The organism is Actinosynnema sp. NPDC059797 (assembly GCF_042732085.1).
Classification (GTDB): Bacteria; Actinomycetota; Actinomycetes; order Mycobacteriales; family Pseudonocardiaceae; genus Actinosynnema.
The window spans coordinates 19,236-31,121 of record NZ_JBHWIE010000066.1; the positions used below are offsets into that span (position 1 = coordinate 19,236).

Below are 11,886 nucleotides of genomic sequence, written 5' to 3' on the forward strand. Positions count from 1 at the left end.
GACGGGCGGGTCACCCGTGGCGGGTGGGGTCACGCGTGGCGGAACCAGCGGGTCTTCTTCTTGATCTCCACGTTGCCCGCCCGCACGTGCCCGTGCACCACGAAGTGCGGCCGGCCGTTCGCGCCCGTGCCGACCTTGTCCTTCAGGTTGCTCGCCGCCAGCTCGACGCCGTCCGCGTCCACCGTGGCGCCCTCGGGCAGCACCAGCTTCACCGACCCGGCCGTCACGTCCAGCTCGATGTCCACCACCGCGTGCGGGATGGAGGCCTCCCGGAAGTCCAGGTCCGTCGAGCCCAGCCGGTTGTGCACGACCAGCCGCCGCGGCACCGACCACCGGCCCTTGCGGTTGACCGTCGACATGGTGGCCTTCAGCTCCTGCCGGTCGCGCACCGGCACGACCTGCTCGCGGTTCACGACACCGGGCAGGTCGACCAGCACCGCGTTGAGCTGGGCCCTGGTCTTGGCCGCCAGCGCCGTGTCGGTGCGCTCGGTGAACTCGTCGAGCGTGATCAGGCCGCGCCCGATCGCCTTCTGCAGCAGCTCGACCACGTGCTCGCGCTCCGCGTCCGACACCCGGAAGTTCCGCGGGTCGGCCTGGATCGGACCACTCTGGGCAAGACCCTGCTGGGCAAGATCATGCTGGGCTAGACCCTGCTGGGCGGGTTCGGTCATGGCTTCAGCCCTCCGGTTCGACGTCGAGCCCGTGCTCGATCGCGTACCGCGCCAGCTCGACGCGGTTGTGCAGTTGGAGCTTGCGCAGGGTCGACTGCACGTGGTTCTCGACCGTGCGGTGCGAGATGACCAGCCGGGTGGCGATCTGCCGCGCGGTCAGCCCCTTGGCCACCAGCCGCAGGACCTCGGTCTCCCGCTCGGTCAGCTGCGGCTTGTCCTGCTCGTCCGGCGCCGCGGCCATCCGCCGGTACTCGCCGAGCACCAGCCCGGCCAGGCCAGGCGTGAACACCGCGTCGCCCGCGGCGGTCCGGCTCACCGCGTCCACCAGCTCCTCGGCCGAGGCCGACTTCACCAGGTAGCCGGACGCGCCGGCCTTCACCGCCTCCAGCACGTCGCTGTGCTCGCCGCTGGCCGACAGCACCAGCACCCGCGTGCCCGACAGCGAGCCGGTGATCAGCGTGGTCGCCTCCACCCCCGTGGAGCCGCCCAGGTTGAGGTCCATCAGCACCACGTCGGGCCGCACGGCCCGCGCGATGCGCACCGCCGACGCCGCGTCGCCCGCGGTCGCCACGACCTCGAAGCCGCGCTCGGCCAGGTCCCGCGCGACGCCGTCGCGCCACATGGGGTGGTCGTCCACCACCATCACGGACACGCTCATCGGTGAACCCGCACTTCCCACTCGGTGCCCTCCCCCGGCCCGGTCTGGAGCTCCAGGGTCCCACGCAGGTCCTCCACCCGACCCCGGATCGACTTGGCGACCCCCATCCGGCCCTCCGCCTCGGCCGAGTCCAGCCGGCCCTCGGGGATGCCGGGCCCGTCGTCGCGGACGCTCACCACGACCTCCTCGCCCAGGTCCTCCAGCAGCACCCACGCCTTGGCGTCCGGGCCCGCGTGCTTGTCCACGTTGGACAGCGCCTCGCGCACCACCGCGGCCAGCTCGGACACCGTCGCCGCGGGCAGCATCACCCGGGTGGCCGGTGTGGACACCTGCACGCGCGACGTGGCCAGGAGCTGGAGCGCGGGCCGCAGGTCCGCGTCGCCGTCCACGGTGGACTCGCCCGGCGCGGCGGCCACCAGGGACCGCAGCGCGACCTCCTGCTCGCCGGCCAGCCGCGCCAGCTCCGCGGCCTCGCCGCCCAGCTCGTTGCCGCGCTTGCGCACCCGCGCGAGCACCTGGAGCACGCCGTCGTGGATGGAGCGGGCGAGCCGCTCGCGCTCGGCCGTGGCGGCCTCGGCGCGCAGCGCCTGCGCCAGCCGCACCGCCGAGCGGCGCGCCGTGGCCGACGCCATGCCGATCACCAGGCCCGCGCCGGTCAGCAGCACCACGTCCCGCACCACGTCCACGCTGATCGCGCCGCGGTTGAGGTAGGTGATCAGCCCGACCAGGAGCCCCGACAGGGCGCCCGCGAGCTGCCCGCCCAGCGCGGCCGTCGCCACCACCGGGTTGCACGCCCAGATCGTGGTGATCAGCGGCGCGTCGAGCAGGAACTGCTCGTCGGTCATGATCAGCGGCGACAGGGACATCAGCCCGCACGCCACCACCACGTCCGCGACCACGACCCAGGGCCGCCGGCCCTCCTCGCGGCTGTAGGCGCGGACGGCGAACACCGACCAGGCGAACATCACCGCGACCGCCGACCAGGCCAGCCACTCCCGGTCGTAGTCGTCGCGGTGCACCGCCGTGGTGCCCACGGCGAACAGGAACGTCACTATGCGTAGCGCGACCGTTCCTCGCCAGAGGTGGGCGACCGGGTCCTCCGTGGTGGAGGTCCCCTGGTCGGATGGCTTCGTGTGCACGGTGTGCTCCCTTCGACGCCAATCTTGCCGTGTCGGAGTGGCGCAGCTAACCCCCAGGTGGCCGTCTGTTCCACAGATGACATCTGTGAAAAGCTGGCGGGGGTTACTGGGTGTGATCGCGCCCATCGACTCCGCGTGGCGAGGGAGGGCCCGGCGTGCGCCACTGGCCACTGTGGACGTTGAGGCGGTCCGCCCTGGCCTACTGGCTGCTCGTGGACGCCTGCGCGCTGGCGCTCGTGGTCCACGTCATCGCGTCCTCGCCGCAGCCCGGACCCGCCGAGGTCGGCCGGTTCGCGGTCATCGCCGCCACCGCGGGCGCGGTCATCATCGGCAGCTCGATCCACAGCCACCGGTTGGGCGAGACCGAGCGCAACCCGTGGGCCGCGCACCTGTGCTACCTGACCGCGGGCGCGGTGGCGCTGCCGTGCAACCTGCTGGTCCTGCTGCTGTTCGGGCCCGCCCTGCACGCCGTGCTGTCCTCGCGCCCCGAGTCGCACCGCTGGGTGTTCACCCTGTCCGCGAGCGCGCTCGCGGTGTTCGCCGCCCGGTACGCCATCGGCTGGGAGCGGCCCGACCTCGACCTGGGCCGGATGGTGCTCGGCGCGACCGTGCTGCTCGTGGTGCACGCGGGCGTGATCGCGATCGGCCTCAAGCTGCGCACCCCGCGCGCCCGCGGCGAGGAGGTCGTCGGCGAGCCGATCGACGTGGTCCTCGGCGTCGTCGCGGTCAGCATCGGCGGCCTGATGGGCCTCGTCGCCGTCACCAACCCGGTGCACGCCCTGATGGCCGGCCCGCCGCTGGCCCTGCTCGAACGCGCGGCCCAGCTCCCGCAGTGGCGCAGGTCGGCGCAGCGCGACGCCAAGACCGGCCTGGCCAACGCCGTGCACTGGGACGCCCGCGCCCGAGCCGAACTGGCCAAGGCCCGCGCCCGCAACCGGCCGATGGCCGTGATGCTGCTCGACCTCGACCACTTCAAGCGGGTCAACGACGAGGTCGGGCACCTGGCGGGCGACTCGGCCCTGAGCGCCGTGGCGCTGCTGCTGACCGGCACGGTGCGCAGCGGCGACCTGGTGGGCCGCTTCGGCGGCGAGGAGTTCGTCGTGATGCTGACCGACGCCGAACCGGCCATCGCCCGCTCGGTCGCCCAGCGGGTCCGGCACGCCGTGGCCGACCTGGCCGTGCCCACGGTCGACACGCACGGGCGGGAGCACCTGCTCACCGGCCTGACCGTGAGCATCGGCGTGGCCACCACCCAGCGCTTCGGCTACGAGCTGCCCGACCTGCTGGTGGCCGCGGACGCCGCGCTGCTGTCGGCCAAGGGCTACGGCCGCAACCTGGTCGAGATGGCCTAGTCCTTACCTCTTCCTGTTCCTGCCGCTGTGGCCCGGGTCCGGGCGCTCCCTGCCCCCGAGGTCCTCCACCCGGTCGCCGGCCGTGTCCACCGCGCCGCTCTCCTGCGGCTCGTGCACGTCCACCTGCCGCGGTTCCACGTCCTTGTCCGACTCCGACAGCAGCGACCGGATGCCCGAGTTCAGCACCGCCAGCAGCGGCACCGCCAGCAGCGCGCCCGCGATGCCGCTGACCACCAACCCGGCGGCGATCGCCAGCACCACCGCCAGCGGGTGCAGCTTCACCGCGCGGCCCAGCAGCAGCGGCTGGAGCACGTGGCTCTCCAGCTGCATCACGCCGATCAGCACGCCCAGGATGATCAGCGCCTCCACCGGTCCGTTGGCCACCAGCGCCACCAGCACCGCCACCGCGCCGGTGACCACCGCGCCGACGATCGGGATGAACGCGCCGAGGAACACCAGCGCCGCCAGCGGCACCACCAGCGGCACGCCCACGAACCACAGGCCGATGCCCACGCCGACCGCGTCGACCACGGCCACCAGCGCGGTCGCCCGCACGTAGGACACCAGCGAGGCGAACCCGCGCCGACCCGCCACGTCCGCCCGGGCGCGCACGTCGCGCGGCACGATCCGGACCAGGAACCGCCAGATCCCGTCGCCGTCGTGCAGGAAGAAGATGAGCGTGAACAGGGCCAGCACCAGGCCGGTCAGGATCTCGCCGAGGGTCGCCGCCGTGGTCAGCGCGCCCGAGGTGATCTCGCCCTGGTTCTCCTGGACCGTCTTGACCACGTCGTCCAGGTACTGCTGGAGCTGCACGTCGCTCAGGTGCAGCGGCCCGTCGCGCAGCCAGTCGCGGATGGTGTCCAGGCTCGCGCTCACCTGGTCTTGGAGCTGGGGCAGGCCCTTGGAGAACTCCGTGATCACGAACGTGAGCACGCCGCCCACCACCGCGAGGCCGCTGACCAGCACCAGGCCGGTGGACACGCCGCGCGGCACGCCCGCCTGGCTCAGCTGGGAGACGGCGGGCGAGAGCAGCGCCGCCAACAGCAGGGCGATGCCGACCGGGATGACCACCGACGCCAGGAAGCCCACCACCTGCGCCACCACGTAGAGCGCGGCGACCACCACCACGAACCGCCAGCCCAGTGCCGCGCTCACGCGCAGCAACGGCGGCACCCTGCTGTCCAGCTCTCTCCCCGTCACACGATCACGTTAGCCCCGTTCGGGTAGCGCTGGGTGACGACGAGCCGGCTGCGACGCAAACCACCAAAACCTGGCGGGGGTCGCGCCGCGGGTGATCGGATCGGGGCGTGACCGTTGAGCAGAGCGTGCGCGAGGCGTTCGCCGCCGGCAGGCGGGTGCGGTTCGACCCGAGGGCGCCCAAGCGGGAGCGGACGGTCCGCGGCGAGCTGCTGTCGTCCCTGCTGGCGGACCTGCCGCTGGACGGCCTGCGCGGCGCGGCGCTGCGGCTGGTCGGCGCGAACGTGGTCGGCCCGTTCGCGCTGGAGGGCCTGCGGGTGGACCACGTCGTCGACCTGCACGACTGCACCTTCGAGCAGCCGCCGGACCTGCGCATGGCCCGCCTGGTCGGCCTGCGGCTGCGCGGCTGCCACGTGCCCGGCCTGCTCGGGCGCAACCTGCGCGTCGGCAGCGACCTGGTGCTGGAGGCGGGCTTCACCAGCGACGGCGCGGTGGACCTCACCGACGCCTCGGTCGACGGCACGCTGCGGCTGGCCGGCGCCGTGCTGCGGGCCAGGGGCGACCACGCCCTGCTCGCCGCGCGCGTCCGCGTGTCCGGCTCCCTCCAGGCCATCGCCCTGCGCGCGGGCGGCGAGGTGCGGCTGCGCGGCGCGAACATCGGCGGCAACGTGCACCTGGGCGGTGCGCGGCTGGTCAACGCCGGGCAGACCGCCCTGGACGCCACCGGCGTGACCATCGCGGGCAACCTGTTCTGCGACACCGACGGCGGCCGGTTCACCGCCGAGGGCCGCGTCCTGCTCGACGGCGCCCGGGTCGGCGGCAGCGCCGTGTTCTCCGGCGCCCGCCTGCACGGCGGCGTGGCCGACCGGCCGGTCCTGGTCATCCCGCACGGCACCGCGGACGAGTCCGCCGCGCTGGTCGCCGACCGCATCCGGGTCGAGGGCAACGTGGAGCTGGACGACGGCTTCACCTCCTCCGGCACGGTCCGCCTGCCCAACGCCGACATCGGCGGCTACCTGCGGCTGTCCGGCGCCCGGATCGGCCGCCGCGACGCGGTGGGCGAACCGGGGGAACCGCCGTCCGAGGCGGTCCAGCGCATCCCGGTCGCCCTGCACGCCGACGGCATCCAGGTCCGCGGCGACCTCGAGGCGCGCGGCGCGGTCAACGGCGGCGGACCCCGCGGCGACGCGCTGTGCGCCTACGGGCAGGTGCGCCTGGTGGACGCGCATGTGCGGGGCAGCGCCTCCCTGTCCGGCGCGCGGCTGCACGGCCCCGGCATCGACGTCCTGTTCGCCGACCGGCTCCGCGTCGGCGGCACCCTGTTCCTGCGCGAGCTGCGCGCCAGGGGCTCGCTGCGCCTCCAGAACGCCGAGATCGGCTCCACCCTCGACTGCTCGGGCGCGAGCCTGCTGGCGCCGCGCCGCCTGCCCGACGGCCGGGTCAAGCCGTCGCTGGACGCCAGGGTGGCCTCCATCGGCAAGGACCTCCTGTGCAGCCACGGCTTCACCGCCGCGGGCGGCGTGCGGATCAGGCTCGCCGAGGTCGGCAAGATGGCCACGTTCGCGGGCGCGCGGCTCGGCGGTCCGGGCGGCGACATCGCGCTCAACGCCTACGGGCTGCACGTGCAGCAACTCGTGCTGCGGCTGGACGAGGAGCACGTGCCGGTCGGCCGGGTCCTGCTCACCCGGTGCGACGCGACGGCCGTCCAGGACGGGCCGGGGCTGTGGGCCGCGACCGGCGGGGTGGACGTGGACGACTTCACGTTCCGCTCGATCTCGTCCACGCCGCCCGTCGACGTGCGCACCCGGCTGCGGTGGCTGCGCGAGGTGCAGCCGGACTTCGCACCCGGCCCCTACGAGCAGCTCGCGGCCGTGTACCGGGACGGCGGCGAGGAGGAGCTGGCCCAGCTGGTGCAGATCGCGAAGCAGCACCGGCGCTACTCCGAGCTGGGCGTGGCCGGCCGGGTGTGGGGCGCCCTCCAGCGCTGGACGGTCGGCTACGGCTACCGGCCCTGGCTCGCCATCGCCTGGCTGACCGCGTTCTGGCTGTTCGGCGCGCTGTGGTTCCTGGGCCACGAGATGCCCAGGCTCAACGATGACGAGTCGCCGACGTGGAACGCGTGGCTGCTGGCGGTGGACCTGCTGGTCCCGATCGTCGACCTCGGCCAGGACGGCAAGTGGAAGTTCAGCGGGCCGTCCCAGTGGATCTCCAGCTCGCTGATCGCGGTGGGCTGGATCCTGGCGTCCACGGCGGCGGCCGGCGCGGCGCGCGTCCTCAAGCGGGTCTGACCCCGAGGCCAAACACCCCTCCCCGTCACACGATCCGGCGAACCGGGCGGCGAATGAGTGCGGACCCGGCCCGGTTCCTGGCAGTCTCTCGGCGTCGGCTTGATCACGTCCGCATCGGACGTGCTGATCCCGGTGCCGGCGAACCCAGTGCGCGTGGTGAGAGGAATCCAGCGATGTCTGCCGTTGACCGGCGTGTGGGAACGGGGGCGAGCCGCGTTCGGCGGCTGCTCTCCCGCGCCCTGCTGGTCGTCGGCGGCGCGCTGGCCGGCACCGCCGCGGCCTGGGCGCTGTCCGCGGCCCCCGCGTCCGCGGCGGCGTCGGACACCGACCACGACGTGGTCGGCGGCATCACCGCGCGAGGTCCGCTGCACGAGGCCCTGGCCCCGATCGGTCAGGACGGGCTCGGTCCCGACGGGGTCGTGGACCCCGACGGGCTCCGCTCCACCGGGCTCGACCGGACCGTGCGGGAGTTGGGCGACGCGCTGGGCGCACCCCGGGTGCGGGAGCAGGAGAGCCCCGACCTCGGCCGCGTCGCGGAGGAGCTCCGCGGCACCGTCGAGCACGTGGGCGCCTGGTTCCAGCCCCGCTCGTCGACGCCGTCGACGCCGCTGAAGCCGGTGGCCCCCGCCGACGAGGCGATCGGGGCGATCGGCCGGCAGCCGACGCACCCCACCCCGGAGACCACCCCCACCACCACCGTCGTGCCGGTCGATGCCGGCACGCCGGTGGTGACCGGGGTCTTCGGCCGGCTCAGCCGACTGTGGCTCGAGCAGGCGCCCGGCACCACCCCGGTGCCGGCCGCCGAACCAGGGTCGTCCCTGCCGGGCGACCCGTCCGGACTGCCGTTGATGCCGTTCGCGCCCCCGATCAGCGCGCCGGCCCACTGCACCTGCGGTGGCGACGGGTCCGGTTCCCCCGGTGGCGGCAGCGGTTCGTACACGACCGCGTCCGCGCACCTCTTCGACACCGCCGTGGCCCGGGCTCTGTTCCCCGCCACCGTGCGGAACGTCGTGATGCCCGGCAAGCAGCCCGGCATCACCCCTGACTGACCAACGCGCGCGGTCCGCGCCTGCTCGCTGACGAGCAGGCCCGGTAATCGACCGTCGCGCCCATTCGTGTGCGCTCCCGCGCCGGTCGACCACGCCGCGCTCCTCCCACCCCATGAAATCCGGGTGGCCGTCGCCTCCGACGCGCTCGCGCGTCCGGTCACCCACCACCTCCCGCCAGGGACACCGAACGAAGGAGAAGCCATGCAAACCTGGGCCAAGCGCGGTCTCCAGACCGCACTTGTCACGGGTGGTTTGCTGATGCTCGGCACGGGCATCGCTTCAGCCCAGGAAGACGTCAACCCCGACGCGCGCCCCAACCCGCTCGACGCGAGGGTGCGCGTCCCGGTCGACGTCGACCACAACAACCTGGGCACCCCGCTGGGCAACCACGACCTGCCCGCCGTGCACACCGAGATCAGCACCCCCTCGCTGGCGGACACGCCGGCCGGCCGCATCGCGAGCCGGCCCAACCCGCTGCTCCGCGGCGCGCAGGAGGGCACGGCCGCCGTCGGCGGGTCGGGCCTCACCCGCGGCAACACCGTCGGCGCCGACGTCGCGATGCCGCTCACCGTGTGCGGCAACGCCGTCGGCGCGGGCGGCAACTCCTACACCGAGGCCGACTGCTCCCGGTCGGTCGAGAGCGCCGGCGAGACCCGGACCGACGGCTCGTACGGCACGCTGGCCGGCAACGCGACCCGCGCCGCCGCCGCGGTGTCGCCGCAGGTCACCGGCAACGCGGTCGCCGCGCTGGCCAACGCCGAGAGCCGCACCACCGCCGACCAGCGCGCCAGCGCGGGCGGCGACGTGCGGACCTCCGGCCGCCACGGCTCGCTGGCCGGCAACGTCGCCGCGCTCCAGGGCGCCGTGCCGGTCCAGGCCAACGGCAACGCGCTCGCCGCCGGCGGCAACTCGCACACCACCTCCGCCGCGTCCAACCAGGCCACCGCGCCCGGCTCGCTGCGCACCGACGGCGACCGCAGCAGCGCCGGCGGCAACGTGCTCGGCGTGCCGCTGGCCCCGACCGTCGGGGTGAGCGGCAACGGCTTCGGCGCCGTGGGCAACGCGGACGCCAACGCCGACGACCGCTCGTACGCGGACGCGGGCGGCACGCACCCGTTCCCGGGCGGCCCCTCGATGTGGGCCGAGACCACGGGCAAGAACGGCACCCTCGCGGGCAACATCGCGCAGCCGTCCCTGGCCGGCCCCGCCTCGGCCGACAACAACGCCCTCGGCGGCGCGGGCAACACGAACGTCGACGGCCGGGCGACCAACGACGCGTACGCCGGCGGCAACAGCCGGACCGCGGGCCAGGACTCGGTGCTGTCCGGCAACTACGCCGACGCGCCCGTGGCGCTGCCGGTGGCCGGCTCGGGCAACTCGGCCTCGGGCCTGGGCAACACCTCCGCCCGGCACGCGAACGACGTGCTCACCGTCGCGGGCGGCGACACCTACACCAACGGCGACCGCTCGGTGCTGTCGGCCAACTCGGCCAACCTGCCCCCGGCGGGCGCGGCCGACCTGTGCGGCAACGGCACGACCGCGGGCGGCATCGCCGACAGCGAGTGCGGCAACGACGTGGTCGTGGAGTCCGGCGGCTACAACGGCAGCACGGGCAACGACGCCGTCCTGTCCGGCAACATCGGCCAGGTCCCGGTGGGCGCGCCCGCCGAGGCGTTCGGCAACGCCCTCGGCGCGGCGGGCAGCTCGAACGGCCGCACCACCGAGGACAAGTCGATCCGCTCGGGCCGCGTGGCCAACAGCGTCGACGACAACGGCACGGTGTCCAGCAACGTCGTGTCGGCCCCGACCGTGCTCGGCGGCCAGGTGTTCGGCAACACCGGCGGCGCGGTCGCCAACCCCACCTCCACCACCGACAGCGACACCCGCGTCGACCTCGGCAACCCGCCGCAGGCCAACGGCAAGCACGGCTCCGCGTCCGGCAACATCGTGCACGTCCCGACCTCGAACCCGGCCCAGGTCTTCGGCGACTCGGTCGTCGGCGTCGGCAACGGCTCGTCGGACACCACCAGCAGCCTGGCCTCCCGCTCGGGCGGCTCGGCCGTGACGACCGGCGACGAGGGCTCCCTGTCGGGCAACGTGCTGTCGGTGCCGCAGGCGTCCTCGCCGCAGGCGTTCGGCAGCGCGATCGGCGCGGGCGGCAACGTGGAGTCCGACACCCGCAACGAGTTCGGCTCGTTCTCCGGCGGCGACGTCTACACCTCCGGCGACGCGGGCTCGTTCTCCGGCAACGGCCTCGGCCCCCAGACGACCGTGCCGCTCCAGCTGTTCGGCGACGCGGTCACGGCCGCCGGCAACGGCTACTCCCAGTCGGACAACAGCGCCGGCCTGATCGCCGGCGGCAGGCACCTGACCTCCGGCGAGGACGCCTCCTGGTCCGGCAACCTGCTGACCACGCCGGTCGCCCTCGCCCCGTCGGTGCACGGCGACGCGCTCACCGCCGCCGGCCTGGCGGACGCCAAGACCGCCAGTGACGCGCACAGCACGTCGGGGGGCACCACCACGACCACGGGCAGCGGCCCGCTCACGGCCCACGACCTGGAGGTGCCCGCCGAGGGCGTGGCCCGGATGTTCGGCGTGCCGGTCGAGGTGGCGGGCACCGCCACCACCGACGCCGCCGACCGCAGCCGCCTGCGGACCGGCGAGGACGAGTCCGAGCCGGGTCGCGGCGTCGTGCTGCCGATGGGGATCGACCACCTGATGCGCATCGACGAGCTGCCGAGCCTGGAGCTGCTGCACCGGCTGCCGATGCACCGGTCGCCGCTGCACTCCCCCGGCCTGGCGGAGCTGCGCCACCTGCCCATCCTGGGCCGGCCGCTGCCCGTCCAGGTGCCGGGCATGGCCTCGCCCGCGAAGACCGTGCGGCAGGCCGGCTCGGAACTGCGCGGGGACCTGACGCAGGTCGGCGCCCGGGAGCTGCCGACGGCGGAGCTGCCCGAGAACGGGCTGTCGGACGCCGGGCAGCCCACCGCGCCGCTGCCCGTCGCACTGCCCGCGGCGCTGCCCACCGCGCCGCTGCCCGCGGCGACGGGGTCGCTGGCCTCGGTGGAGCCGACGTCCGACCTGCCGACCGGTGTGCTGCCGCGCGTCCAGGAGGACCTGCGGGACACCGTCACCAACCGGATGCCCGCCGTGGCGAACGTGGCGCGCACCGCGCAGGGCCTGCTGCCCGCCACCTCGGGTGAGCGGTCGTTCTCCGGCACCCTGCCGCTGGTCGACTCGCTGGCCCTGACCGAGCAGCTGCCCCTGGTGACCGACCAGACCGCCGTGCTGCGCGACCAGGCCCTGCCGACCCTGCCGGTCGCCTCCCCGGTCCCGCTGCCGGTCGTCCTGCCGATCCCGGGCGTCGCCCAGCCGCGCACCGCGCCGGCGCTGCCGACGACCGGGCTGAGCGGCCTGGACGTCAACCCGCTCCAGGACGGCCTCGGCGCCGGTTCGACGCCGAACCTGGACCAGCTGCGGACGCCGGCCCTGGCCGGCCTGGACGCCGTCTCGCTGTTCAACAGCGTGGAGC

Annotated in this window: 8 protein-coding genes; 4 read left to right on the top strand and 4 right to left on the bottom strand. The window is 74.6% G+C overall.

Annotated elements, in window-relative coordinates; genetic code table 11:
* Positions 1–29: 29 nt before the first annotated feature.
* The 3 genes from ACFV4N_RS18180 to macS are packed head-to-tail and all read right to left on the bottom strand — an operon-like array spanning position 30 to position 2,468.
* Positions 30–671 (bottom strand): DUF1707 SHOCT-like domain-containing protein, encoded by a 642-nt coding sequence (locus ACFV4N_RS18180; RefSeq protein ID WP_499673702.1) that lies wholly within the window; start codon positions 669–671, stop codon positions 30–32.
* A gap of 4 nt (positions 672–675) precedes the next feature.
* Positions 676–1,329, bottom strand: coding sequence for a response regulator (locus tag ACFV4N_RS18185; protein WP_499673703.1), 654 nt, complete (start codon positions 1,327–1,329; stop codon positions 676–678).
* Positions 1,326–2,468 carry a MacS family sensor histidine kinase gene (gene macS, locus ACFV4N_RS18190; RefSeq protein ID WP_499673704.1) on the bottom strand — a complete coding sequence of 381 codons (1,143 nt, stop codon included), beginning with the start codon at positions 2,466–2,468 and terminating at the stop codon, positions 1,326–1,328. The genes ACFV4N_RS18185 and macS overlap by 4 nt, the downstream gene beginning before the upstream one ends.
* A gap of 155 nt (positions 2,469–2,623) precedes the next feature.
* Here macS and ACFV4N_RS18195 point away from each other — a divergent pair, with 155 nt between their 5' ends.
* Positions 2,624–3,820, top strand: a complete 1,197-nt coding sequence (locus tag ACFV4N_RS18195; RefSeq protein WP_499673705.1) for a GGDEF domain-containing protein — start codon at positions 2,624–2,626, stop codon at positions 3,818–3,820.
* A 3-nt stretch (positions 3,821–3,823) separates the two neighbouring features.
* Here the strand turns inward: ACFV4N_RS18195 and ACFV4N_RS18200 are convergent, their stop codons facing one another.
* Positions 3,824–5,020, bottom strand: a complete 1,197-nt coding sequence (locus tag ACFV4N_RS18200) for an AI-2E family transporter (RefSeq protein WP_499673706.1) — start codon at positions 5,018–5,020, stop codon at positions 3,824–3,826.
* Positions 5,021–5,127: 107 nt separating this feature from the next.
* Between ACFV4N_RS18200 and ACFV4N_RS18205 the strand changes: the two genes are divergently transcribed.
* The 3 genes from ACFV4N_RS18205 to ACFV4N_RS18215 all read left to right on the top strand — a co-directional run.
* Positions 5,128–7,305, top strand: a complete 2,178-nt coding sequence (locus tag ACFV4N_RS18205) for a translocation/assembly module TamB domain-containing protein (RefSeq protein WP_499673707.1) — start codon at positions 5,128–5,130, stop codon at positions 7,303–7,305.
* Positions 7,306–7,478: 173 nt separating this feature from the next.
* Positions 7,479–8,354 carry a hypothetical protein gene (locus ACFV4N_RS18210; RefSeq protein ID WP_499673708.1) on the top strand — a complete coding sequence of 292 codons (876 nt, stop codon included), beginning with the start codon at positions 7,479–7,481 and terminating at the stop codon, positions 8,352–8,354.
* 201 nt (positions 8,355–8,555) lie between these two features.
* Positions 8,556–11,886 (top strand): beta strand repeat-containing protein (locus ACFV4N_RS18215; protein ID WP_499673709.1); only part of this gene is annotated, 3,331 nt, incomplete at its 3' end.